This window comes from Pedobacter sp. NO84 (assembly GCF_059703915.1).
This window is the reverse complement of record NZ_AP046575.1, coordinates 117531-142148: the sequence shown is the minus strand read 5'-3', so window position 1 is coordinate 142148 and position 24618 is coordinate 117531. Positions and strand designations below refer to the sequence as shown.

Here is a 24618-nt window from a genome sequence, read left to right as displayed (position 1 = left end):
GATTATGTTCGCACAAAGAATCTATTAGCTCTTTCTTCAAGATATATTTCAAAAAATCAGCCGAGAGTAGCACAATGCTATTTTATATTTAATTTTAATTATGGAGAAACAAATACTTGACGAACTGAAGGAATTAAGAGTGGCGCTAGTAAAATTGGTGGGCACAACGGACCTTCCTAAAAGCAAACAGCTATCATCCACGGTATTGGACAAGGCTGCGGATGAGTTTAAAAAACTGCAAAAGCAAAGCGATGGATGGTTAACCGAGCATGAGCTGGATAAGTATTTCAAAGATGTTTTTTATGGCGCAGGTAAATTCATACGAGAGGAGTTCGGATTCAGCAATTTCTTCATTAAGGGGAAATCACATTATTATAACAAGGCCGATATCCAAGCCTTAGCTAAAGAGCTGAAAGCAAGGAACATTAACCTTAAAAGGTACATGGAACTCAAAGTAGATAAGGAAAATTTCAACAAAAAGATAGCTTCTGCCCTATCAAATAAAAAGCAACACAAGAACAGGCCTTACCTGCTAGAAGAAGAACTATCCGACATCAACACTTCCAATCCACCCAGACCTTCGGCTGAAATCATCAAGGAAGATCTAAAACGATTGGAAGAAGAGTTTTTTGAATATAAACTGGAAGAGTACATAGATATATACAAGGGAAATTATGCCATGGTCAAATTTGAATATCACTTTTCAAAATACATGAAAAGCGAACTAAAGTCGCGAACTAAAAAATGGTGCGAAAATTTCAATTACGCCAATAAGGCACTTGAACTATTGATCAGCAAAAAATCAAATTTCATTCCCGTAAAGGACGAAGAAAGATATCAACTTTAATGCTCGGCCCTCCTTCGGCGGACTTGTATCTTAAGCACTTCCGACTCCAGATACATTGCTTTTTTTCTGCCCTTGACCAATTGTGGCTTGACTATCCCGTCATTGATTGCCTTTAAAAAAACGACATTGCTTGCTCCCGTTACTTTCAGTGCTCCTTCTTTTGTCAATAATTGATCCTGTTGTAGTGCACTTTTGAGTTCCTCTTTGATAATCGACCTCATTTTTTCGAAAAATTCATCCACCGTAATGGATTGCAGCAATATAGTCTCCATTTGATTATTGATTAATAACCTAAGATATAAATTTTCAATAGTACAAAAAATCCCCATTTATTTTATGATGACTGAGTAATGGCTGAGTGTATAATAACTGGATCTTTTAAGGACTGATTATAAACTTCTTGCAAACAAATGGTTTTCAATGCAATATTCTCCACTAACTATATTAAGTCTAGAAATATTATTTTAATTCACTGACGAAATGATTCGGTTCGATCAGGAACTATCAGCTATACCGATCAAAGGGCTGCGACTGCTACAAGCTGTGCTGAATTTTTCTGATGTTGAAGTACCCGCTAACCAAACATATTTCTTAATTAATTTCGTCTGGCGTTGCGAGTATTGGTTAGTAGCTGAAAGTCTTTCGCTATGATTTCTAAACCTAAAGACTTAAGACTTTCAATGGAATCTAAATGGCAGTGTTTTAATTTTTTTCCACCGCCACATGGACATAAATCGTTCCTGCCAACCTTCGCTCCTGAAGAAACCGTTTTTAGCACTTCATATAAGACGTGTTCGTCCCTGAATCCAAGTTCTTCAATGTAATACTGAACCGTCCCGTCAAAGTGATGTCCATACTCCCTGCCGGCATATTTACCTTCATTTATCTTGTAGAGTTGGTTTGCAAAATAGCTATAAACCTTCTTCACAATAAAATCGCTTAGTTCTATTCCCTTTGTGGCAGCAATCTGGAGGCTGTAAGAGAAATCTAAACAGCACATACCCTCCGGAGAAATATGCCAATCAATCTCTCGTGGAATTAGTTCGCTTTTTTCAATTGCAATGGGAACGCAATAGGGATAGGCCTTCGGAAAGATTATAATAATATCGAACGTTCCCCAATAATTCCCCATGGTATCGCAAATATCAAGTTCTCCAGATACTAGCCACCCGTTTACTTTCGTGCTCCATTGTGACGACAGCTTTGGGAACCTTGTAATTGCTGCCTCGAAGTCCCTTTCAAAAAGGCTTTTTCCTTTCATTTAGAAATTATAGTATGGCTTGCTAACCTCCGCAATTGGCGCCAAATATGCCGGATTCCTATTATTAAGTACCGTAGCCTTGCTTTTGAGCTGGAGGTTACCCATGAGATCAGTGGCTATAAACTCCTGTTTCTTTAAAAACCGAAACCAATCAAAATCATGTTGTGTATAGTTAAACCGTTCCTCTGGTATCTGAAAAATATACCTATCCTTTTCATCACCGGTCCTTAGGCATACCGGCGTATAAAAATCGTTCAGGGCAAGGCTTTCATTCCTGATATGGTCGCCTATGACAACCCCGTTGCTGATTGCGTGGCCCTGCATCTTACTCGCAAGGCTTGTATGCAGGCTACAGGTAGTCACCTCGCTGATCTTTCCGATTCCAGCCATTCCCCAAACAACATCTCTATCATAGCCCAGGTCGATTCCAATCCTAGTGTAGACTCTTTCAATCCCCTGCTCGGTAAACATATTCTTAAGGTCTTCTTTCACGAAGTATGTAAAAACACTAGAAAATTGAAGTGAGCGCTGAACGGCGACTGTTTCGTTCATTCCTTTTTTACCAAAGTATACAAAAAGGCCATCGCCCTGTAAGCGGTGTACATAACCCCCAAAAATCAAACAAGTATGTATAGCCGCTCGCTGTATAGTATTGGTGATCAGCCAAACCGTTTGTGGAGTATACTTCCTAAACAGATTGGTCGACCCCTTGATGTCAACAAACATAGAGACAATGTAATGGTTCTCCACATAGTCTGAATGTTTAAGATGGGCAAAATCAGGATGGAGCCCCAGTTCCTGATCGAAGTTTGGGACCATACCTATCGTTCTGGCAAAATCCTCAAGACTTGGCAAAAGTCTTTTTTCGGGTACCTGTTGGTTAAACGCCCTGATGTTAAACGCCTTCTCGAAATTATCGCGAGTTGCCGATAGATTTAGGTTCAATCGATGTGCCTTTGGATCTGAGGCAATGGCCTCACGTATTGGTTTTAAATAATCTTCAAAAATCTTCATAGTACTTTTAGGTTTAGAATTATTAATATCAGTAATGGAATAAAAAGGAAAAACTGAATAGAGAAAAGTATGCCTGCAAGCTTCAACCTCTTGAATTTTTTGGAAAGGCCTATAGATAGTTGATGTGCCTGGTCTCTTAGATCTACTAGTTCTTGCTCATCAGTGCAGCCAGCTACAGACTTTTCATGGTAGTCCTTACTAGTGATGCATGATACGGTCCCAAAATACAATAGCGAATCAACGTCATTTGTTAAAAATGGCGTCGATGCCAAAACAACGATGATCATGATAGAGACCCCGATGCCAATCAATGTTAACATCAATGTATGAATCCACACATTACAGTCCACTAAGGCATGTATAGTCGGATATGCTGCTATCAGACCGCCAACAATGAAAGTGCCCAGCGCCAGAAAAACAGCACTTTTATTATTTATGCTGTCGTAATAGTGGTCCCATCTTTCGATACAGAACTTCAGTCTTTCCTTTTCCATATCAGCCCCTTGATTTTGTTGGGTCATTGCCATAAGAATTCTTTTCTCTAAACTGACCGTGTCTATTCTGTATTGTTAGTTCGGATGCATTATTTATGGCTTGTTTCCTGCCAGCATTAATTGCTTCTTTTTGGGTATCATATACTTTTGCCACCCTTTGGCTACCTGCAGTTCTGGTTGCCCAATCATCACCGTGCTTCACGACGAATACGTCTTTGCTCTTTTTCATGTTTTTTATTTATCTTTTGTGAAAATATTACACCTTTTATAACCAAAAAGCGTTACCTAACGCTTTTTGGTAGAGAGGTTAGAATCCAAATGAACTGGGAAGAATTAAAAAACGAAAACACTGTTGATCTTGTAGAATATATTAATTCTATACAGGACCCCGATTATAAAGAGTTAGGGGAAGCTGCATTTATTACAATAACATTTAGATACCGTGAGGACCTTATCAAAAAATGCATTGTACTTGCTAGAAAGTGGAAGAGAGATGATGACGACGGGATAGAACTCGCAAACAGGGTGTTTGCACGTTTCTTAAAATACCCTCGATATCGTCATGGAGAATGCAAAAGCGGGGATGTTGATAAATGTTTTAAACGATATTTATATAAGATAGCCGATCGTGAAGTAATAGGTTTGTTTAATCCAAAAATGTCACCATATGATGGAACTGAAACCGTGATTAATTCTTTGATCGATCCGGACATTAATTACGAACCAGAGAAATTGAAAGCATTGATAGAGTACGAGAAAAGATTGGATGAGATCTTTGCTAAACTAACCCAGAAACATAAAATCATTTATTTAACATATCTGTATCATGAAAAAGAGGGTCATAATTTACCAGGCGCCTTGTTAGCGGAGTTAAGAGAAATTCTTGGAGGACTTTCTCAAACAACATTAAGGATATATAAAAAAGAAGCAATAGAACTTGTGAGAAAGGAGTTGCAAAATGCCTAAAATAAATGTTAATATTAATGAAGAAAACATAACTGAATGGATTCATTCTGTCGGTTATTTTCTTCCAAGAAATGATAAAGAAGAAGCTAGGTTTGAAAAGCTCTATGCTGAAATTGTACATAAATTAGATATAAACGCCGTTGACCCTTTTGCAATCCTAAATGGCAGTTGGAAACCTAAATACATGCTTCATCTCGAAAATCCTGAACTCGATGAAGAAGTTTTTCAGTTAAGAATGGCAGCCCGAAAACATGAAGATATTCCAGACGACATATTCGAAAAAATGAAAAAGAACCAAGAAGGCAATGATTCACCAGATATCACCGAAGATTAAAAGTGAAATTTTAAAAGTAACTGATTTTCTTGCTGGGCAGTTTCGTGATAAAAATGAAACGGATTTAGTTGCTATATGTGCTGATGAAGGCATTAGAGTTTCTGTAGATAATTATGGGAAGTATTTCGACGGGATGTTAGTTTGGGATGGCAAAAAATTCAATATCCATCTAAATTCAGCAAAAGGAAATGATTTAGGCACTAATCGAGGGCGCTTCACTTTATCTCATGAACTTGGTCATTACTTTTTAGAAGCACATAATTATGCTATAAAGAATGGCGATATTAAACCGCATCCCTCTAACATTTCATTATTTCATCAAGAAAAAATGGAAGTTGAAGCGGACTATTTTGCTTCATGCCTTTTAATGCCCCGGGAGCGACTTCGTAATTTTACTGGCGGGAAGAAGTTTTCGCTCGATATAATAAAAGAAATTGCTGCCTCATTTAAAGTTAGCCTTACAGCTGCGTTAATAAGATTTGCGGAAGTGGGAACACATGGAATATTAGTTACTTTCTGCGAAAATAATCGTGTAAAGTGGTATTCTAAAAGCCAAGATTTTCCAATGTTAGCTCATCGGTTCAAAGTCGGGGAAGCGCCACCACCAACAAGTGTTTTAGGAGAATCTTTTCTCAAATCTGATGCTAAATATACGAGTATTCAGAATGTTGATTTGGAAGACTGGTTTTACGATCGGAAAGGAGCACCAACTTGGCCACTATACGAACAATGTTTTTACTCGGACGAACATGGATATGCAATTAGCATAGTCTGGTTTAAATAAGTTATTGTATGAATTGGAATGAATATCAAGAGGCCGTGGCCGCTTTTTTTATCACAATTGGGGCTGACGCGCAAACCGACGCGACAGTAACTGGCGTAAGGGGCAGCCATCGGGTAGATGTGTTGGTCACTTTGAAACATTTTGGCGTAGATGTGATTTGGGTTATTGAATGTAAACTTTGGAAAACCTCAGTGCCGAAAGAAAAAATACTTACCCTTCAGCAAATCGTACAGGACATTGGGGCAGATCGCGGGTTCCTAATGTCGGAATCCGGTTTTCAGGCTGGAGCAATCAAAAGTGCTGCTACATCAAACATTAGCTTAAGTTCATTAGCTGAACTTCAAGAAATGGCAGGTGACGCAGTGTTAAAGCTAAAACTTAAGAGTGCATCTGCAAAGCTTGAGGAGTTGACTCACAGATACCATAAGTTTATCCCGTGGGACAGCTTTAACAAAATTAAGCCGGTTAGTTTGACCAGGGATTATTTACCGAATTTATTTATGATCCGAATGGAGATTTTCAAGGTTCATAATGACAATTTTCCGATCAGACTGCTATCGAAAATGATTCATAATACGACAGATTTCATACTAGAATGCGAACGCATATTTAAAGAATGCGAAACTGAAATCGTAAGAATTGAGGCAAAGTATAACACAAACCATAAGGCTGGGCAAATTGTAAGTCAGCAGTTTAGAAACTTAATTGATAAACTTATCGTACTGGCGTTTGAAATAGTCGGGCAAAGTTCAAATGCTGTAAAACAGGATCAAATCAGGATAAAGGCTGTCGCGATAATGAAAAAGATTGGTGCCGCTTCTATAAAACTCAGAGCTTATACCATTAATACGTCACTTCCTTATCTCACTGCAATCAATAAGGTGTTGATAGACGGGCTTTATTTGGACTTGATGAACTTGGAGTTGCTAGAGGATAAAGTGCAATTAACCTCCGATAGTTTGATAGACGCTTTGTCTGCATTTGACAAAGTTTTTCAGCCGATCAGCAGCCCCCCTGCTCCAAAGATGCCGTCCTGATCGTTAAAAAAATCGGAAATATAAGGCTCACCTAAACTGCCGATCGGACAGGAGTTTAATCGCATGGCTGTACAAGTCAATTGGATGCTGTTGATCAGTGCGCCACAATCTCTCCATATCAGTGATTCTGGATTCTCGTATTTAGCGGCTGTACGCTGGGGATGGGCCACGAACCAAATCAAAGTACCATTGCCAATAGGAATAAGTTTCTCAACATGGTTGATCACGGGTGAAATATTTGTATCAGCGATTTGGTTGACGCTATGCTCGAACGGGTTGTAATAATAAAAATGTGCATCTCCAAATATTTTAGGATTATAGACAATGATATCAATAGGGTGACGTGCTCCTGCAGATGGCGCTCCACGATAGGTCAGAATATATCCGTTTTCCTGCATCTGCAAAGATTTTACTTTGGCTGTATGCCAAAGCAATTCGCTTAGTTGTTCTTTGCTGATCGTGTGAAATTTTCTGGTCGATCGACGATCGTTAATTACTTTGCCAAAGGCAGTTGTGAGTGGTTGGGTAGGCTTGCCTAGTTTTATACGCTTCTTCAGCTTATAATCATAACCCGCGACAGATAGTTCTTCTGATCTCAAGGTTGGATTTTTCACTGCTCGCTGTATAAGGTTCGGAGGGTATACTGATATTTAAGACACCCTCTGCATTTACCACAGGCAATGTTACCGGTATGACAAGAATGCGCCCAATGCAGCAAAGAGTCTGGAATGCCCGACGTCTTGATCAGCTCTACCGATGACAGTCCGATTGCAGGCGCAGTAATTTTGATATTACCTTCCTGATAGTTCATTAAGGTACTGATGTGTTTATAAAAGTCAGCAGTGCCGTCTTTGTGAAAACCGTCAGATAGCACCGATCCGACCATTAATTCGTTGATATTTAAATCGATTCCTTTCATGCAACCGAGTGTAATTAGTAGTTGGTTACGGTAAGGCCACCATTCCGAAGACGGTGAGCCTTCTATGGAAACGCCATTGATCAGATCACCGCTACCTAAGGTGCTGCAATCGACCTCAATTATTTCGTGTTGTATTCCCATTTCACCGGCGATGATCGCACTGACCTCGATTTCTTTTTTCGCGGCGGCTTGACCATAATTGACGGAAATAGCAATGTCGGGTCTTTTCCAATATGCCAGCGACACAGAGTCTAGTCCCCCTGACAATAATATACCCTTAATCATCGATTTTAGCTAGCGCCCACAGGCATTTATACAGCGCAGTGGTCAAGTCTTTTTCAATGATACAATCTGTTCCTTGCAGCATTTTTATACTTTCCGACGATTCGTTCTCAACATAGCCGATAACGGTACATTCTTTCGCGACTCCAAATCCGATTTCAAACAGCGTTCCTGAGTCCAGGCCATCTAATACGGCAAAAATCACTTTGGATTCATTCAGGCCTTTGATATCAAGCGGTACGACCATTGAGGCCTCTCCAAGGCCTACATCATGCCAGGGTGAAAAGACACTGATGTTCATCGAGCGCAAACAAAGAAATATCTCATTGATTAGCCAGCGTTCAGAAAAAGTGAAGAATGGTCCAGCTAAATATAATTGTGCCTTCGGATAATCGTTGATCAAAAAAGGTTTAATATCCGGATCACTCTCAAAAGGCAAAAAATTAAAGTTACGGGTATTGCAATAAACTGCGGTGTCCCAGGAGGCATTCCTTGCCGCAATAATGGGGTCATCAAGCAAATCCCAATAATGAGCGAACGAGGCAGCAAAGACGTCCCCAGAGCCTATAGGCCAAATGGCCTTGGTTTCGTACACAGGGATCATAGCCTCAGTCCCAGCTTTTGTTTTGACACAAGCTCCTTTTGCCCCCATTTTAAGAACTACCACTTCAGCGCCCTCATTTTCAAAAAAGAAGTCCTGAATTGCCTGTACATCATTGGTATTAATATTACTGATCTTTTTGGCTTCAGTCATATTAATCACTATTGCCAATCTTTGAGCTGTCGATCCGGTCGCTGAAAACAATATAGGGTTTGAAGGCGATTGCGGGTCATAAACCACCTTATTACCAGAAATAACCGCTTTGCCTTCAATCATACCATAATATAGGATCATTTCTCCGTTTACCTCAATAACATTCTCATGATTTTTAAGAGTATCAGGCCTTGGAATAACCAATGGTTCAGCCAATGGATAATCGTAACGGAACTGCACTAAATGTTGTATGGGTGACACCGTATATTTAAAATTGATCTCTTCACGAACCTGTGATAAATAATCTTCGGTACGTTGGTTGCCAAAAGTAAAAAAGTCTATGGTGCGGTCCGGCCGTAAACGCGATAGCGTCCAACATGCGCGCAACCCAGATCCATATGTTTTGTCCCATCTCGGTTCAAAACAATACTCATCGTACGTACCACCTACAACTATCATCGAGCAGAAATTACTAATTCACAGGAACCGCCAACCAAAGAAATAATGCGTCCCTGATATTCAAACTGCTCATTAATGCAGTATATTATAGAGGTCGAAAAAGTGCTAGACAGTAACACACTGCCGACTAATTGTCCTGCAATCGTAAAAGCCTGTACTGGCCCTGTTGCGGCACGCAAACTAATCGTTAGGGTATCACCAACTTTTAATGTCGCTAAGACCGAAGCAACAGGAGACATGATAGTTCCTCTACCACTAAGGGTAGCACAATTTGGGGTGGTATCTGACCCACCTCCGCCAATAGCGGTATCGTGATCACTGTTGTTGTTTCCGGACATCTTATTTGGTTTAGTTGATGTGCTTCAAAGCACTGAGTGCTAATCTATTGGTTTTTTTCATAAAATCCCAAATTATCGCATCCATAATCGCAGATGATGCCCCGAGCGCTTCACAAAAAGACAAATACTGCTCCTCCAACAATAAATAATACTTGGTCAAATCATAGTTCTCATTCTTGTAAAAGCCCGCCAGTTGTCCCGCTCTAAGAATATGGATATCGAGAATAGCGACTCTATCGCTGTCTAGCCAGTTTCTGGTTATCCAAGATGCGGTTTTTAAGCCGATTCCATCTACGCTTAACAACCATCGACGTAATTCGATATCGTTCTGAAGTGGGATCGCATTGAGGTCCTCTCTGTCCAGCAGGTTAAAAATGTACTTGCTTTTTTGGTTGTAAAACCGGTATGTCATTTGCCTGCCATTGGGGAATTCAAATGGCTTGACTAAAGCCTGATACAAAAGTTCGTGCGATATCTTCGGTCGGATCAACTTTTCACGCTTGAGACGTTCAAACGCCGCAAGTCCCACCTCGGCTGGCATTCCAAAACCGCCAAGCAGGCAAACCACGATTTCTTCCAGAATCGTATCGCCCAGTTTATAGATTTGGCGGGGTTCCAATTTCTGCATGTAGGAAATATATTGCACTTTCCAGAATGCTGGCGTATAAAGTTGAGCGCAATCGCCCCATTTTACGCCAGGTAGCAGTTCCTGTTCTTCGCTGGGAATTTGACGCGCAGCCTCACACAACATTCGCCACGCTACATCGGCTTCATTTATTTCATTCGTTGCCTTCATGTCGTTGTTTTTTGATGTAGTTTAAATAGTAAGTTATATATCCAGCCTGGGGCTAGCAGTAGGTCTAAAAGCCATATCTTTTGATCGATACCAATTATTTTTTCACAGATTTGCTGGGTCAATTGCTCTGTGACCCTATCCTTTCCTAGTTCGTCCAAAGCCAGTACGAGGAGCCCACTGGTCCCCTGCGATAGGGCGAGCTTTTTGCAAGTTGTTGATTTGAAGATCAGGCGTTGGCTGCCAATCTTTATATTACGTGGTTCGCCGTTTGTCAAATAGACTAAATCATTTGGCTTCGACTTGTTCAGACCTAATTGATATAATGCAAAATCGCCAGCCGGTCTAATCTTGACTTTTTCCTTTTTGGCGATAGCATTAGCAACTATTTCCAACTCGGGGGCTTTAAAGGATTTACCGACCTTAAGATAGATGCCATGGCCCAATCGTTCCAAGTTATTTTCTTTTGCATGACGGCTAAGGCTCATTTTAATCGAATCTTCAGAACCTAACCCGCGAAAATCAGTGGGAAATACCAAATCACCCGTGGTAAGGCGGCTAATTCTATTGGCAATAAGTTGATGAGTTGATTTCAATTCCGTTACAAATATAACTAAAAAGGTAACAAAAAAATTATTGAAATAATTAATGCGTAACTTCCATACATTTGTAATTATTGCCCGCAAGGGCCGCCCGAAAATTTGGCATGGCAAAGCACTAAGAACAAACATGCTCTTAGTGCTTAATCTGATGTGTCACGCTGTTAGTTCAATGCATCCACGCCATTTTTCGCAAACTCATTGCATAAATTAAACGTTGCTTGCGCCTTAACTAATGCGTTGCCCGTCATTATGGATATAAACTTTGTTTCGGTGTCTTTGTAATTTTTAACATTCTGAAAATATCCTGTTACTCCGTTGTATGCACCAAACAAATTGCCCTTGGTCGATTCCATTAGCTGGCTCGGACTTGTGGCGGTATATTCCAAAACATTATCAACCATATTCGTAAACATACTTGAAAATTCATCCTGTTTACCTTTTTGTAAATTCTGCAACGTTTCCCTATTGGGTGCCATTGCAATCTGCACCAATTTTTTAACTTGCTTATCGGTAATTCTAACTTTAGACCACAAGTTAAAAACTTCCTCCATTTCTTTTGCCAAAAGGTTGGAAATACCTAGCAGTTTATGTGCTTCTTTTAGCCTTTCGGGTGCGCTAGCTGTATGCCGTATTTTAATAGCATTACTCTGATTTTTCAAAACGGCATTCAATGTATTTTGACAACAAATCCGAATTGGTGTAAATGATGCGGTAATGCTCCCAAAACCATCGTGCGAAGTTGTCAAAAACAAAAACTGCTCAATTAAATCGTTCTTTCCTACCTTGATGTATTCGGGCAATTTTGCGGTTATAAAAATACGTTCCCCATTGCCCAATGCTCCTGCCGTTTCATATTTTATACCCTCTTTACCCCCTATAATACTATCAAAAAATGAAAAGGCTTCTATATTCTGTACAACGTGGTAGTCCCTGCCAACTACGCCCAAAACTTCGTCGGTATCTGTTCTAACAGTTGCATAATGGTTTGGCACATCAACACGCCACTCCATTACAATGTCGTTATCTTCGGTTTCGGGCGTGGTATCGTCACCATAGGTAAACAGGTTTCGTTTTTCAACTGTATAATCTAAACCTGCGTATTTTATGGCTTCTGCGCTTGTTGGATAATTTTCTATAATTGTGCCTAGTCCGTGCCAGGCTTTTTCTTTAACCGAAAAAAAGCTGTGCTTTTCTGTCTTTTGGTTATAATTTAGGTTGTGTGCCATAATTGATTTTTTTAATGTTCCTAACTCTAGATACTAAAATCTCGGTTTCCAAAATGTTGACGTTTGCCGTATCGGTTAATGTCAGTTTCGATTGGGTTTCTATTTCGTGAACAATATCTCCCAATTCTGAATGGTCGGCTTGAACTGCCACCCGTACCATTAAAAATATAGTTTCGTATTTCATGATTCTGAATGAATGAACGCCCCTTACAGATTGCAAGGGGCGTGATTAAAACTAAGCAGGGATAAAGATTTCGCCCTCGATTTCTGCCAATTTATTTACACAAAGTGTGTTTACCATTTTGGCAACTGCGTTAATGATAAATGGGTTTTTAGTGGTAAACTCCCTTCCTTTATCATCTTCAATTGTTAATTCGCAACGCTGAAAATTTGTGCTGTCCGTTTCTTCCGCATCATCTTTTTGCGCTACCTCAAAAGTTTCTAGCGTTCCAATAGTTTCCAAAAGTTTGCCCCTTTGATTGATGCGACGATTTAAATCCAATGCTAATTTAATAGTGGCTTCTAAATTCATCGCAGGTTTTTCTTCTTTCAACTGCTCTTTGATTTCAATTTTTGTAGGCTCTGCCTTTAGTGTTTCGGCTGTTAAAACGTTTGCTTTTGATTCTTCTTTTGGCTGTTCAACTTCGGCGGGTGTAGCGTTTGCCGTTTCTGATTCCAATTTTAGTTTTTCATTGTCTTGCTGATTGGCATCTTTCAAAGCTACTGCCGGACGGATTGCCGATTTATCCGTTGTATTTTTTACTGCTCCGTTTTCTTTTCCGCTTGTGATTACTGTAGTTTTCATAACTTCTATTTTTTAAATTGTTTTCGATAATGATTTGAATAATTTGCGCTAATAAATGGGTTCTGCTTTGTGCTGTGGGTGGGCTTCTGCCTTTTGTTTCGTTCATGGGTTTTCTCTTTTAAAATTCAGTCGGCAGGAGCCTCCTGCCTTTTTGTTAAACACAATCACCTGACTACAATCCAATAGGCAGGCAAGACTTTGCGAAAAAAAATACGACCCGAGCGCAGCGAGGTGTGGAGATTTTTTTTCAGCAAACCCGTAGGGCTTGGTCTTGACTAGGCTAAGGGATTGTTCAGAAATTTTGGCACAAAAAGGTTGGGGGTAATTTTCAATCTCTTCTGCGACCTTTCAAGCGTTAGAACCGATTTGACACAGCGCACATTCAGTTTATTTGGAGGTAATTGATGATCGAAAAAATCATTTGCATTGTTTATCTTTGATTGATAAGCCTAACCAAATAAACATGAAACACCTCATCCTTGACTACATCGTACGTCGCAAAGAAGCCATAGGCGACGTACCTTTTGAATATGATCATTTGAAAGACCTAAACGTTGTCGCTTTAAAAAACGGCGAGAAAATGCCATTTATTGATTTAGATACTATCGGTTCCGAATCGATGACTACGACGAAAGTAGCGCGCGAAAGCAATGATGACAGTTTAGTTTTGGAGTTAATGACGAAGACCCTTGCGGATAGAGAACGGGACGATGATCGCAAAGAGTTGTTGCTGGAAATGATGACTAAAACGAGAATGCAAAGAGAAAGAGACGATGAGCATCTTGCTATTAACCAATAAATCTGATGTTACGACAGATTTCATTGTCAAACATTTACGCTCAAAAAATTTAAAGTACTACAGGCTAAACACTGAAGAAATCGGCAACAGTGTTAGCTTGAAGTTTGATTTCAGCACGCTCTCATTTACCTTATCTGACAGTCAAATAGGACAAAAATTTGACCTTCTAGAGTTCCAGTCAGTTTATTACAGGAGACCTGAACTAAATTGTGATTTTAGAGAGGTCAATACCAGTGAAGCTAACTTCCTAAGATCTGAAATGCTTTACACCCTTGAAGGTCTTTACAAGATACTGGACAACAGATTTTGGCTGAATAAGGTATCCTCGATACGGAGTGCTGAGAACAAATTATATCAGCTAATGATAGCAAAAGACCTAGGGTTTAAAATCCCAGACTCGCTTGTCAGTAACCAACCGCAAGAAGTATTGGATTTTTACAAGGAACACGAGGGGAATTGTATTATCAAACCAATAAAATCCGGCCTGGTAGAGGGTGACGGGGAAAGAGGTGTAATTTTTACAACTAGAGTGGAGCTAGATGAAGTTAACGTTAGCAGAATTGTTTCTTGTCCGATTTACATTCAGCCGCTAATAGCAAAAAAGGCAGATATTCGTGTTACCGTGGTTGGCAAACAAGTTTTTGGCGCACTTATACACTCAGCAAACGTGGCTGATGCGGTTAGCGATTGGAGGCAGTCAGAACAGGAATTGGAATATTCTCGTCACGACCTACCCCTGGATTTGTTGGACAAATGCCATATGCTGATGGAAAGGTTAGGATTGAATTTTGGTGCAATAGATTTCATATTGGATCAGAATGCTCAATATATTTTTTTAGAGATCAACCCGAATGGCCAGTGGGCTTGGATTGAAAAACGACTTAATTTCAAAATATCAGATGCAATTACTAAAATTTTGGAAGAACGAACGGTTTAAAGATTTCCGGGAAATTTTTTGGCCTATACTCGACCCTTTGGAAGAGGAAGATGAGACACAACGGCCAAAATTTGCCTTGCAAATTGATGATGAAAACATTGATACAGTTCTTGATCTTGCAAAAAAAATATCTGACACAGAAGAAGACCGACGCAAGGGAATCGAGTCTAAAGCAGCGCTTTTTTTAAGCACCATTAGTATCGCAACGACACTTGTGGTGGCTTCAAATACAATGATGAATGGTAAATCTGAAAGTGCACTAGCAATAAATATTTCAGTGGTAATTTCATTTGTGCTGTCGATATATACAGTCCGAACAGTTTGGTTTTCTGTTAAGGCATTGGAAAGAGGGAGTTATCATATATTAGGATTTAAAGATATCAATGTCAAAGGGAATGAGAAGGAATATAAGAAGAAATTAATAGTCACCATTGCAACCCATACTAAAGCGAATTATAATACTGTCGATGAGAAAGTTGATAACTTATCAATGGCTCAAGCTTATTACAAAAGAGCTATTGTCATTATAAGCTTATATGCTTTGTGGGTTGTATGCTTTTCGCTGTTTCTAAAAAAAAATGGTCAAGAACAATCAAAACAGCCAATTAGTAAGTCAATAACTATTATCAATCAGCATGAAGCAACAATTAAAAGTAATCTAAAACAGGCAGATACCATAGAAAAAACCTTCCCAAAAAAGGCAAAATAGAATACCAAACGCGGCAACAGTCAAAAAAACGGGCCATGCTACTAACACGGCCCGTGACGTTTTTCCAACCAGACTTATTTCGCGGTCTTTTTTTCAGTAATCTCTTTTCTGATTTCGCCAGCGAGTATCTTTAACTCCTGCATAGCTTTACGAACCCTAGTGCCCGCTGCACCATTGTTTGCGTTATAAAATTTGCCTGCATCGGTTTCAATGCTTGCGATAAGTTGTTTTAGTTTTTCGAATTTTTCCATGATGTTTATTATAAAATGAGTATTAGTGAATTATGAGTTTATGAGATGAATTCAGATTTCTTACCTGCCTAAACCTGCGCTTTGAGCAACCTCTTTATCTTGCCCATTTTTTTTCTGCAAGATATTTGCAACCTCAAGCCCTGTTTCTTTTTGGAACTGCTCCCTTTTCTCAGGCTTACCATCTTCCCTATAAAAGTTTAGCTTGCCATAACGTACGGCCGTTTCCAAGTACATTTTTGCTTCTTGCCCATCTTTTTCTACTGTAACAAGTGGACGGTTACCGTTAATCAAAGAACTTTCCAAAGCCGCCGCTTTTTTGGGATCAGCCATTTCTTTGATTTTAAAATCATCTAACAATCCTTTAATATCGAAGCCATAAGCATCAGTAAATTGGCGAAAGGTTAGGTTATTCTGACGATCCCTTTCTTTTTCAGTATCAAGCTGCATCCATGCTCTGTATGGAGTTCCTTCCCTACTCAATAGGTCATCGCGATAGACTGCCCTTCCCTGAACAAGATTAGAGGCTTGCTCTTTTGTAAAGCCCTTTCCGTGATCAAGCCAAAAAGTTTGCGGAATGGATGGCGAATAATATTCTCGGTTAAAATCCTTCGATACGTAATTTACCTTCCCTTCCTCCATATTGGCAAGCATGGTCTTGTGAGCGGCATCTTTACCGACTGCCAACTCACTATTGCCGTTCTGTTTCTTGAAAAAATCGATAGCCTCTGCTACATTTTCCAATTTCTTAACAATATTCTTGCCGTCGTCTGTCTTTGTAATTACCATATACTTTTGCCCCTCTTCTAAGGCTTTTCCCTGGTTATGCACCGCCTCAAGTTTATTCAGATAATAATACTCCGATTGACCCGATTGTTTAAAATGCAAGGTGATGTCTACCTGACCCCTGCTCGCCTTCACTTCATCGTAGAGCTTAAATGCCGGATCGTCATTTTTCATATGCTCTTCCATTTTTGTGATTAGCGCTTCATCGAAGCCTAATTTCTTCATCTCATCTTTGAGATCTTCCAGATTGTTCAAATTCATAATAATGTTTTTTAGTTAACGAATTGATTGATTAGGCTTATTATCCCGCAACAGAATTGGATGGTTAGCTTTAAGCTTCACCTTGATGCGTTTTACCTTTTTTGAAAAAAGGCTCTTTGCAGTTTCTATTCCTGCACCAGCTATTTGCGCACCCATCGATTGATCTAGGACCATGAACTGCAAGTTTCTAACCGCATCATCTGAGCCGCCATTGATAGCATCCGTAAGCAGAGCTTCCGGGGCTTCAATTCCACGAATCCCATCCAAGCTGTAGACAGAAAGGTCGACAGGAATAATGCGATTGCCCAAACGGATCGTTTTTATATCGAGCAGCAGCCTTTGGTTTGCGATATTGCAGATACCAAAAACAAACTGCCCCTTTGGTATTATCTGCCCGTTCAATACTACAGAGTCGAGCAGGCGCAGTTTTATGGTTGCTCCCTGCACAACTCGTTGATCGTCTACAACAACTGCGGGTATCGCCATAAACAGACTATCGGGGCTATCAGAAATTCGATTAATATATTTTTCCCTGATACGTTCGGGATGTTGTATATCCATGATACTTTGAAGCATCGTGTTCAATTGTTCCATCTCTGGATCTGAACCTTTGTCGGACTGCATTGATCTCATCAGTGTTTCCAATCGGTCAACGTCAGTTTTAATTCCATCTGACTGCTGAATTGTTGCTCCAGAAGAGCTGTGGTCTTTGACGGATGGTTTCGTTAACTCCTTATTGAGCTCATCCAGTTTTTGATTAATCTGTGCGGTCTGTGGATCGACATTTGTAGGGTCAAAGCCCAGCCGATCAGCTGCCCTTGCGATGTCAGTTCCCGAAGTATCATTGCGTTTTAGGTTATAAATTCCCAATTTGTCCGTTGGGTCTTCACCTTTGAAGGTCGCATCAGGTAGCGTACTATTGATACCTTTTGTTGGTGGAAGGGAAGCTGTGGTGCCTGTTCCTCCGCCCATTGCATAAAATGCCAGCGCCATGAATGGTAGCACCAGTATTGGTAGTACCAGCAGCACTTTTCTTTTGTCTTTCTGTTTTCTTTCCATTTTGAATATTTGTTTAATTAATATTTAATTGATTGCGGTTAGCAATAAATAGGTACAATAGCCAGCAAAAGCGATACACAACCCAAACAATATATAGGCAAGCGATTTTGATGAAAGTGTTCTTGATCTAGAATTGAGGTAATCAGCAAAACGGTGCTGCTTTTCGACAATCTCTTTCGCAATTTTCTCGGCAATTGCATCGTTTGAATAAATTTCCGTCGTTTGTTTTTTAAATAGCTTCATTGCATTATGGATTAAGTGGTTCATCCCGGTTTTCCAAAGTTTCCCATCGCTGTATCAAAAAACCGTGCGGATTATTATCGCTTCGTGTTACGTTCCGGATGTAGCCCTGTGTGACCAGTTTTCTGGTGGTTACCGATGTGGATCTGATCAGCTTTTGGGTTGCATAACATTTGAAGTAAAATGGGTACTGGTCTATATCAAGCTGTACGCTATCCGCAGTTATTTCCTGTGAGATATTAGCAGAAATGAGGTTATTGTAATAACCCTGTTCACGGAGATTATCATAAGCTTTTTTTGCACTTTCATCCGCAAGGTTCAGTGCTCTTGAAATGTTATTTTGGATAACCTTGTCATCTGGGTCGAGGGTAAAAAATAGATAATGGAACGTTTTGATATGATCCCTAAGCTCTACCGGAAGATTATCTTTCCTTTCGGTACTAAAAGCTTCAATGGCCTTTCCATTGGCAAGGATATAAATCTTTGCCTGAATGTTATTTACCATATCGAAGCTTTTGTAGATAGAAAAACCAGAGATAAGCACACAGGCAACTATCAGGAAAATGCTAAATTTTTTGATATGGCTAAATGCTGTGTCGATGTTTTTAAATTGTGTAAACATTGCTTTGTTTTTTAGATTTATTTACCAGAAAGCTTATCTTTTTGATGGCTTGACCCGCCCTGTTGGTCGGGGAAATAATCAGAATTACTCGCATTCGCATAACCTTGGCTCATATTACGGCCACCATCCCCTAGCATGTCCATTGCCATTCCCGCACCAGCAGAACCCGCACGCATGCCCGTATGACTAGTGGTGCTGATTATGGCATTTACCTTTTGAAGGATTGTGTTTCCACCACCTGCGTGTACCACATAATTTGCAACATTAGGTACAGAAAAATATCCTACAATACCGATTACAAGAAAGATGAGGTAGGCGGTATCAGTACTGCTGAAAAACGTATCTCCCTGCTGGTCGATCTGTGAAATATCCAGTTTTAGCATATTCTCCTGTATCTTTCCCAATATGCTCCCAAAGATGTTCGCGATGGGAAGCCATAGAAAAATGTTTATATATCTAGCAAGCCAGACGGTCAATGTGTTCTGAAAGCCATCAAAAACTGCAAAGCCGAAAACAAGAGGGCCTAGAATCGCAAGCACGATCAGAAAGAAAGTCCTAATGGTATTGATACACAGGCTCGCCGCAGCATAAAGAACTTCCAAAACTTCGCTCATCCATTGCTTGATCGAATTTCTAAAATTATAGGACTGTTTTTCCATGAAAAACTTGATGTCATTCCCAATCCCTTCAAACATTCCCTCGTCGCTACGGTCAGGATCTTTTGGATGCGTATATTTATACCATTTATCACTATCGCCACGGCCATCATCACCAACATACATTTCGTAATATTTGCTTTTTTTAATAGCCTGCTCCTTGCGCTTTAGCAAAACTTCGATTGCCTTGTTCGAATCTTTTACCATCGAACCCGTAGCAGAAACAGTTGGCTGTAGGATGCCATTGATTACCGTAATCACCAACGGGAACATGAGTATGGCCAAACCCAATGCGAAAGGGCGCAGCAACGGATAAAAGTCTATAGGTTCGGCCGATGCCATTTGGCGCCAAACCCGACTGGCAATGTACCAAAGTGCACCGAATCCAGCTATCGCTCGGGCTACTGCAATAAGCCTACTGCAAAGCGGGAGCATTTCGTTGTATACCCTGTCCAATATGGGCTGCATGCCAGTAAGTGTTTCCGCCATGCCCTGGGCGCTGGAATTTTTGGGCAAGAGCAGGGTCGCTACCACAAATAATGTGGTTAAAGAAATAAGTTTTTTCATAGCTTTTTAGTTTATCCCAAAATAGCCTTGGGTAGTTTTCAGATCAGCATTTTCCTTCATTCTTTGAAGGTTAAGGATGCTCGCCTCCCTATTAAAATTTCGGAGAAAAGTTAGCTTATCTTCTGTATCCGCAAATATTCGATCAATAGCCTGTAGCCGTTCATCATCGCTCATTCGAAGTTTTGACGAAGTAATCACCGTAGTCAGCTCCTCCAGATTGTCCAAGCTTTGGTCAAAGAGTTGTTTATATACCTTGCCCAGATAATCAATTTCCTGCGGACTGAAGTTGGAAGATGCCCTGAACCTTTTGAATGCCGATTTATATTCGGTTATGATATCCTTCTGATAGTTGATGATATCAGCCACCCTCTTGTATTTTTTGATTTCCGGATTGACTAGCATCAAGCCATTCAAGAAAATTTCGTGAATTGAAAAATTACCCTGTGCAATGTTCTTGACGGAATTATACCCGTTTGTGATAACCGTATAGCCACGCTTCATATCAGAGAGGATATTTTTAAGTTGGCTCAATTTTTCGACATTCAGCAACAATTGCTGTGTCTCCTGTGATTGTGCATTTGCAGACTGTAGATTTAAGAAACAAACCAGTCCAAATGCCAAACAGGCAGTCCTAAGTTTAATTATTAGTTCCATAAAGCTTTTTTAATTGGTGAATAGATTGTTCTTCGCTCCATTTCTGTTGACCCATAATATTGATCTGGTTGATGAAATGCTGAACAAACGCTGATTTATCGACCATATTTTGATATATGTCCTCCAATCGTTTTAGCCGTTCGTCATCTTTCATTTCGACTTTTCCTGATGAGATCACAAGTAAAAGTTCATCAAGATCTTTTCCGCACTCCTCCATTACGTTGTCACGGACCTGATCAACATAAGAAAGTGTTGCGATTCCCAAAGGGCTGTTATTTTTAATGCCTTTGAAAGCTTTGCTGATCTCAAGCTGTAGGATGATAATATCAGCAACTTTGCTATTGTTCCTGATTACTGGGCTAACCGTCTTTAAGGAACCGATAAATGAATTATGAAGGCTAAATTCTCCCTTTGAAATATCCTTTATGGTATTCAGCCCATCACTTGCAACATCGTAACCTTTTTTAAGGTAGCCTGCATAAACTTTCAGTGCCATGATTTGCTCAATGAGGTATTTCTTTTGCGTGTTCTTTTGCCTAAAGAATTCAGCGTATGTCTGCGCATTTGTTGCAAGGGAACAAAACTGAACAGCTATGAAAAGCAAGATTGCTTTTAGTCTATTGAATTCCATAAATCTCCTTTAATTTTGCTGTTTCATCCAGTGACATGGATCGTTGTATGCTCAACTGGATATTCTCCATATTGAACCGCTTAAGATCGTTGTAGTTACCGTCCATTTTATTTACTGCCTCGTTAATAATCTCAAGCCGCTTAGCGTCGCTCATCTGGGTTTTGAAAGAATTAACTACTAGGATAATAAGATCCAGGTTCTTAAAGCTCTCGTCGAGAATGCCTTTATAAACCTTTTCCATTTGCTCCAGTTCCTCTGGCCGGAAGTGCTTATCCTTATTAAAGAGACCCCAAGCCCATCTATATTCATCGACAATTGCAACCTGTTTAGTGGTAAGATCTTTTATCCGTTTATAATAGGCAATGGCCGATTTAACCTTCCATAGCTCTTCGTAGTACTCGCTGTAAAGGTTCTTCTGTTTCTCAGTCCAGTCGGATATCTCGGTAAGCTTTAATTTTGATAACTGGTTTTCCAGCACCTTCTGTGCATTTTGTAGCCAAATGGTCTGGTTCTGCAATCGCTGAACTTTCAGGTCAACCGCCTTGATTACTTTTTTCACTCCTGCCTTGATAACCTCAAGCACTGCCACCTGTGCACTCGCCCCTTTGGGCAAGGCAACGAACAATGTCATGGCGCTCAATGGTAGAATGACCATGTACGTTTTCATATATTTTATAAGCTTCATGGTGATAAATTTTGTTAATTGATTTTTTCATAAGTCCTGTTGCCAACCATCAGTTTTGCTGAATCAGGATAGAATGTGATCAGTTTTCCTTTTTTGGTTTCGGTCAATGTTTCGGCAGCATCATCAAAGACCGCATTCCAATTTTCCGTTTCGTATTGGCGTTCTCCAACCTTGCCATCTGTTACCAGATTGAAACCAGTTTTTCTTTGGATATAGAAAATATTGCTTTCTGACGGTTCGATAACGAGCGTGTCATTAGCGATGCTAAACTCACTTCCTGCATTATTGACATAAGTACCTGGGATAAAAGAGCGGATGCTGTCGGACTTGCAGGCAGTAATGATTGATACCGCAACTGCGCATAAAATGATTAGTTTTTTCATAAGAATTCTCGGTTTTGGTTTCTAATTTCTGAGGCTAATACTGCTATGCCTTTTTGAATGCTGCCATACTTTTCGGCATATTGATGAACTTTCAGTTTTTCACTTTCTTCAGTTGTGTAAGCGAGATATTCTTCGGTAGAAACTTCAGTTCTGTAAACTTTGCTAAACTGCCCTCCAAGGGAAATGAATACCTCTTTATATTTTCTCTTTGGATCATTTGCCTTGTTCATTGAAAGTATCTGTGCCTTTTCCTTTTCGGTAAGCCCTAGTAGTTCCTGTATTTGATTGAAATTATTCTGGTACTTTCTTTGATCCAGCAGTATCTTACAGTCAGAACTATTGATGATTGCCTGCTTTACGATGGGGGATGAAATGATATCTTCTACATCTTGTGTCACCACAACTGCCTCCCCAAAATGTTTTCGTACGGTTTTAAATAAATACCTAATGAAATCTGCCATCCCTTCTTTGGCAATTGCCTTCCAGCATTCTTCGATGAGTATCATCTTACGAATCCCCTTAAGCTTGCGCATCTTGGAAATGAACACCTCCATAATAATCAGCGTTACCGCGGGAAATAGGATTGGGTGATCTTTTATTGCATCCAGTTCAAAAACAATAAATGGTTTGTATAAAAGATCAAGGTTTTCTGTTGCATTGAGGAGGTAGTCAAATTCCCCGCCTCTATAATATGGATTAAGCACATATAGAAAATTACTGATATCAAAGTCCTTTTCCTTTACCTTGGCATCTTCAAGAACCTGCAAGTACTCAGACATCAGAAACTCATAGAATGTATTGAAGCAGGGGAAAATATCTGGATTCTGTTCCAGATGCTCGAAATAAAGGGTAAGTGCATTGGAAAGTGCTACGTATTCCGAACGTCGAAATGCTTCATCGTCCTTTTTCCACAGTGCCAGCAAAAGGGTTTTGATGCTTTCCTTTTTCTCGGTATCAAGTATGTCACCATCAACTAGATAAAATGGATTGAATTTTATTGGATCTTTTTCCGAATAGGTAAAATAATAGCCTCCAACGAGGTCGCATAGGCCTTTGTAGCTGTGTCCTATATCAACCAAAACAACATGGGTGCCCTGCTCATAATAGCTCCTGACCATGTGATTGGTATAGAATGATTTGCCGCTACCGCTAGGGCCAAGAATAAACTTGTTCCTATTTGTGGTAAAGCCTAGCTTCATTGGTTCGTCGGAAATATCTACATGTACCGGTCTTCCAGACAACCTATCGCCCATGCGGATACCAAATGCACTGACACTTGAACGATAATTACTTTCGAGGTTAAAAAAACAGGTAGCCTGCTCTACAAATGTGTCAAAAGTATCGTTCATTGGGAAATCGGCCTCGTTGCCCGGAAGACCCGCAAACCATATTTGCGCTTGGCCATCTGTTTCCTGTTTTGCCGTTGCATCCATCTGAGCCATAGCAGAGGAAACCAGATTTTTTAGGTCTCTGGATTTTTCTGAATCATCCGACCATACCAACACATTAAAATGTGCTTTCACCGGTAATCGCTGCGATGCAACCGCTTCATTTAGAAAATCATTTACCGCATCACGACTAATAGCGTTTTCTCTAGAATAGCCCGAGAGAGACTGTAGCCTTAGTTTTTTGGATTCAAGGCGTTTTATAGTATTTTGGGCATCCTCAATAAAGACATATTGGTTGAAGATGTGGTTGCAATTGAGCAGGGTTCCCAATGGACTTGCAAACCCAATGCTGAATTTTGTACGGTCTGTACTATACTTTTCATAGTTGATCCGACTACCGCAAAGTGAGGGAAGATCTTCGGTATTCGAGAGTGTGTAATGCTCAGGATGCTTATCGCCAATCCTGATTTCGCCTTTGATGTGTATATCCCTTATAATTGGCTGTTCGTTCGGATTCTGAAGGAAGCAATAACGTTCAATGACCCCCGCATAATTTGCGGTTCCTGCAAGCTCATTATCATCTAAGCGTTTAAGTGATACAAATCCCCCATCAGCCATAATCCTTTCGAACTGGCCTGCACAATCCATGAAATCTTTATAAAGTATGGGGCTTATAGTCTGAAGAGGTACAATTGATTTTCGGAGGATGTTACTGTATATAGAACTCGATAATTTCCTGTCCTTTGGTTTTTTGGTCAGAAAGATATAGCACCTGTGGCTCAGACACTCTCGTTCATTAAAGAATTTCTCACTACTACGTGAAAGGAAAGTATCTCCCGAACTTTCAAAGTTTGCCTTAAAGCTTCCTACAGTAAACCAGTCCTGTTTATGAAATACCGAATGCTGGGGCAATACTTTTATAGCCTTTACCCATGTCTGGTGATAAGCCTCGTAATCCCTATCGGAAAGGGTAAATATTTCTGGCAGTGTAACTTCATAGGCTATGGTAATATCGCCTTGAACCGAAAGGATGCAATTGTTTTCTACCTTATATATTGGTAGCATGTTTTTTGCCTCT

At 40.0% G+C, this 24618-nt stretch carries 33 protein-coding genes; 8 read left to right on the top strand and 25 right to left on the bottom strand.

The features are described 5' to 3' along the window. The first annotated feature begins 100 nt into the window (after positions 1–100). Positions 101–847 carry a hypothetical protein gene (locus tag AC6H0V_RS00675; protein WP_497561775.1) on the top strand — a complete coding sequence of 249 codons (747 nt, stop codon included), beginning with the start codon at positions 101–103 and terminating at the stop codon, positions 845–847. Here the strand turns inward: AC6H0V_RS00675 and AC6H0V_RS00670 are convergent. The 5 genes from AC6H0V_RS00670 to AC6H0V_RS00650 all read right to left on the bottom strand — a co-directional run bounded on the left by AC6H0V_RS00670 (position 844) and on the right by AC6H0V_RS00650 (position 3845). Continuing rightward, positions 844–1119 (bottom strand): hypothetical protein, encoded by a 276-nt coding sequence (locus tag AC6H0V_RS00670; protein ID WP_497561774.1) that lies wholly within the window; start codon positions 1117–1119, stop codon positions 844–846. The genes AC6H0V_RS00675 and AC6H0V_RS00670 overlap by 4 nt on opposite strands. Positions 1120–1442: 323 nt before the next feature. Then, positions 1443–2108 carry an SEC-C metal-binding domain-containing protein gene (locus tag AC6H0V_RS00665; RefSeq protein ID WP_497561773.1) on the bottom strand — a complete coding sequence of 222 codons (666 nt, stop codon included), beginning with the start codon at positions 2106–2108 and terminating at the stop codon, positions 1443–1445. Beyond that, on the bottom strand, positions 2109–3122 hold the full coding sequence (locus AC6H0V_RS00660) for an adenylate/guanylate cyclase domain-containing protein (protein WP_497561772.1): 1014 nt from the start codon (positions 3120–3122) through the stop codon (positions 2109–2111). It lies immediately after the preceding gene. Further along, the gene (locus tag AC6H0V_RS00655) at positions 3119–3616 is read right to left on the bottom strand and encodes a Pycsar system effector family protein (protein WP_497561771.1); all 498 of its coding nucleotides are present in this window, start codon (positions 3614–3616) and stop codon (positions 3119–3121) included. The genes AC6H0V_RS00660 and AC6H0V_RS00655 overlap by 4 nt, the downstream gene beginning before the upstream one ends. Before the next feature lies 1 nt (position 3617). Then, positions 3618–3845 (bottom strand): DUF2188 domain-containing protein, encoded by a 228-nt coding sequence (locus tag AC6H0V_RS00650; RefSeq protein ID WP_497561770.1) that lies wholly within the window; start codon positions 3843–3845, stop codon positions 3618–3620. 89 nt (positions 3846–3934) lie between these two features. Between AC6H0V_RS00650 and AC6H0V_RS00645 the strand changes: the two genes are divergently transcribed. The 4 genes from AC6H0V_RS00645 to AC6H0V_RS00630 are packed head-to-tail and all read left to right on the top strand — an operon-like array spanning position 3935 to position 6737. Next, positions 3935–4582 (top strand): sigma-70 RNA polymerase sigma factor region 4 domain-containing protein, encoded by a 648-nt coding sequence (locus tag AC6H0V_RS00645; RefSeq protein ID WP_497561769.1) that lies wholly within the window; start codon positions 3935–3937, stop codon positions 4580–4582. Then, entirely contained in the window at positions 4575–4916 is a 342-nt protein-coding gene (locus AC6H0V_RS00640; RefSeq protein WP_497561768.1) for a hypothetical protein, read from the top strand. The genes AC6H0V_RS00645 and AC6H0V_RS00640 overlap by 8 nt, the downstream gene beginning before the upstream one ends. Continuing rightward, positions 4888–5700: an ImmA/IrrE family metallo-endopeptidase gene (locus tag AC6H0V_RS00635; RefSeq protein ID WP_497561767.1), complete on the top strand. Its 813-nt coding sequence runs from the start codon at positions 4888–4890 to the stop codon at positions 5698–5700. The genes AC6H0V_RS00640 and AC6H0V_RS00635 overlap by 29 nt, the downstream gene beginning before the upstream one ends. Positions 5701–5708: 8 nt before the next feature. Next, complete coding sequence (locus tag AC6H0V_RS00630; RefSeq protein ID WP_497561766.1) at positions 5709–6737, top strand: restriction endonuclease; 1029 nt, start codon at positions 5709–5711, stop codon at positions 6735–6737. On the opposite strand, the gene AC6H0V_RS00625 is transcribed toward AC6H0V_RS00630, so the two are convergent. From AC6H0V_RS00625 to AC6H0V_RS00585, 9 genes are read right to left on the bottom strand one after another with little or no spacing between them, the layout of a single operon-like run. Then, positions 6695–7351, bottom strand: coding sequence for a SagB/ThcOx family dehydrogenase (locus AC6H0V_RS00625; protein WP_497561765.1), 657 nt, complete (start codon positions 7349–7351; stop codon positions 6695–6697). The two genes, AC6H0V_RS00630 and AC6H0V_RS00625, sit on opposite strands and share 43 nt — an antisense overlap. After that, positions 7348–7941 carry a 7-cyano-7-deazaguanine synthase gene (locus AC6H0V_RS00620; RefSeq protein ID WP_497561764.1) on the bottom strand — a complete coding sequence of 198 codons (594 nt, stop codon included), beginning with the start codon at positions 7939–7941 and terminating at the stop codon, positions 7348–7350. The genes AC6H0V_RS00625 and AC6H0V_RS00620 overlap by 4 nt, the downstream gene beginning before the upstream one ends. Further along, complete coding sequence (locus AC6H0V_RS00615) at positions 7934–9151, bottom strand: PfkB family carbohydrate kinase (protein ID WP_497561763.1); 1218 nt, start codon at positions 9149–9151, stop codon at positions 7934–7936. Before AC6H0V_RS00615 ends, AC6H0V_RS00620 begins: the two co-directional genes overlap by 8 nt. Further along, positions 9148–9489: a hypothetical protein gene (locus AC6H0V_RS00610; protein WP_497561762.1), complete on the bottom strand. Its 342-nt coding sequence runs from the start codon at positions 9487–9489 to the stop codon at positions 9148–9150. Before AC6H0V_RS00610 ends, AC6H0V_RS00615 begins: the two co-directional genes overlap by 4 nt. A 10-nt stretch (positions 9490–9499) precedes the next feature. Further along, positions 9500–10285, bottom strand: coding sequence for an 8-oxoguanine DNA glycosylase (locus AC6H0V_RS00605; protein ID WP_497561761.1), 786 nt, complete (start codon positions 10283–10285; stop codon positions 9500–9502). Next, positions 10282–11013 (bottom strand): DUF6088 family protein, encoded by a 732-nt coding sequence (locus AC6H0V_RS00600; RefSeq protein WP_497561760.1) that lies wholly within the window; start codon positions 11011–11013, stop codon positions 10282–10284. The genes AC6H0V_RS00605 and AC6H0V_RS00600 overlap by 4 nt, the downstream gene beginning before the upstream one ends. 32 nt (positions 11014–11045) lie before the next feature. Beyond that, entirely contained in the window at positions 11046–12110 is a 1065-nt protein-coding gene (locus tag AC6H0V_RS00595; RefSeq protein ID WP_497561759.1) for a DUF932 domain-containing protein, read from the bottom strand. After that, complete coding sequence (locus tag AC6H0V_RS00590) at positions 12088–12294, bottom strand: hypothetical protein (RefSeq protein ID WP_497561758.1); 207 nt, start codon at positions 12292–12294, stop codon at positions 12088–12090. Before AC6H0V_RS00590 ends, AC6H0V_RS00595 begins: the two co-directional genes overlap by 23 nt. A gap of 51 nt (positions 12295–12345) precedes the next feature. Beyond that, positions 12346–12915 carry a hypothetical protein gene (locus AC6H0V_RS00585; protein ID WP_497561757.1) on the bottom strand — a complete coding sequence of 190 codons (570 nt, stop codon included), beginning with the start codon at positions 12913–12915 and terminating at the stop codon, positions 12346–12348. 463 nt (positions 12916–13378) lie between these two features. Between AC6H0V_RS00585 and AC6H0V_RS00580 the strand changes: the two genes are divergently transcribed. From AC6H0V_RS00580 to AC6H0V_RS00570, 3 genes are read left to right on the top strand one after another with little or no spacing between them, the layout of a single operon-like run. Beyond that, positions 13379–13714 carry a hypothetical protein gene (locus tag AC6H0V_RS00580; RefSeq protein WP_497561756.1) on the top strand — a complete coding sequence of 112 codons (336 nt, stop codon included), beginning with the start codon at positions 13379–13381 and terminating at the stop codon, positions 13712–13714. After that, positions 13689–14651 (top strand): MvdC/MvdD family ATP grasp protein, encoded by a 963-nt coding sequence (locus tag AC6H0V_RS00575; RefSeq protein ID WP_497561755.1) that lies wholly within the window; start codon positions 13689–13691, stop codon positions 14649–14651. Before AC6H0V_RS00580 ends, AC6H0V_RS00575 begins: the two co-directional genes overlap by 26 nt. Further along, on the top strand, positions 14614–15360 hold the full coding sequence (locus AC6H0V_RS00570; RefSeq protein WP_497561754.1) for a hypothetical protein: 747 nt from the start codon (positions 14614–14616) through the stop codon (positions 15358–15360). The genes AC6H0V_RS00575 and AC6H0V_RS00570 overlap by 38 nt, the downstream gene beginning before the upstream one ends. 74 nt (positions 15361–15434) lie before the next feature. Here AC6H0V_RS00570 and AC6H0V_RS00565 read toward each other — a convergent pair whose 3' ends face one another. The 11 genes from AC6H0V_RS00565 to AC6H0V_RS00515 are packed head-to-tail and all read right to left on the bottom strand — an operon-like array spanning position 15435 to position 24605. Continuing rightward, complete coding sequence (locus tag AC6H0V_RS00565) at positions 15435–15611, bottom strand: BF3379 family histone-like protein (protein WP_497561753.1); 177 nt, start codon at positions 15609–15611, stop codon at positions 15435–15437. 60 nt (positions 15612–15671) lie between these two features. Next, positions 15672–16655 carry a hypothetical protein gene (locus tag AC6H0V_RS00560; protein WP_497561752.1) on the bottom strand — a complete coding sequence of 328 codons (984 nt, stop codon included), beginning with the start codon at positions 16653–16655 and terminating at the stop codon, positions 15672–15674. A 15-nt stretch (positions 16656–16670) separates the two neighbouring features. Then, entirely contained in the window at positions 16671–17714 is a 1044-nt protein-coding gene (traM, locus tag AC6H0V_RS00555) for a conjugative transposon protein TraM (RefSeq protein ID WP_497561751.1), read from the bottom strand. Between the two features lie 24 nt (positions 17715–17738). After that, positions 17739–17957, bottom strand: coding sequence for a hypothetical protein (locus AC6H0V_RS00550; RefSeq protein WP_497561750.1), 219 nt, complete (start codon positions 17955–17957; stop codon positions 17739–17741). Positions 17958–17961: 4 nt separating this feature from the next. Then, entirely contained in the window at positions 17962–18576 is a 615-nt protein-coding gene (gene traK, locus AC6H0V_RS00545) for a conjugative transposon protein TraK (protein WP_497561749.1), read from the bottom strand. Positions 18577–18593: 17 nt separating this feature from the next. Then, positions 18594–19799: a conjugative transposon protein TraJ gene (gene traJ / locus AC6H0V_RS00540; protein WP_497561748.1), complete on the bottom strand. Its 1206-nt coding sequence runs from the start codon at positions 19797–19799 to the stop codon at positions 18594–18596. A 6-nt stretch (positions 19800–19805) separates the two neighbouring features. Continuing rightward, positions 19806–20453 carry a TerB family tellurite resistance protein gene (locus AC6H0V_RS00535; RefSeq protein ID WP_497561747.1) on the bottom strand — a complete coding sequence of 216 codons (648 nt, stop codon included), beginning with the start codon at positions 20451–20453 and terminating at the stop codon, positions 19806–19808. Next, positions 20437–21084 carry a hypothetical protein gene (locus AC6H0V_RS00530; protein WP_497561746.1) on the bottom strand — a complete coding sequence of 216 codons (648 nt, stop codon included), beginning with the start codon at positions 21082–21084 and terminating at the stop codon, positions 20437–20439. Before AC6H0V_RS00530 ends, AC6H0V_RS00535 begins: the two co-directional genes overlap by 17 nt. Next, positions 21071–21769: a conjugal transfer protein TraI gene (locus AC6H0V_RS00525; RefSeq protein WP_497561745.1), complete on the bottom strand. Its 699-nt coding sequence runs from the start codon at positions 21767–21769 to the stop codon at positions 21071–21073. Before AC6H0V_RS00525 ends, AC6H0V_RS00530 begins: the two co-directional genes overlap by 14 nt. Positions 21770–21783: 14 nt before the next feature. After that, positions 21784–22152, bottom strand: coding sequence for a hypothetical protein (locus AC6H0V_RS00520; RefSeq protein WP_497561744.1), 369 nt, complete (start codon positions 22150–22152; stop codon positions 21784–21786). Further along, the gene (locus AC6H0V_RS00515; RefSeq protein ID WP_497561743.1) at positions 22149–24605 is read right to left on the bottom strand and encodes a TraG family conjugative transposon ATPase; all 2457 of its coding nucleotides are present in this window, start codon (positions 24603–24605) and stop codon (positions 22149–22151) included. The genes AC6H0V_RS00520 and AC6H0V_RS00515 overlap by 4 nt, the downstream gene beginning before the upstream one ends. Positions 24606–24618 lie beyond the last annotated feature (13 nt).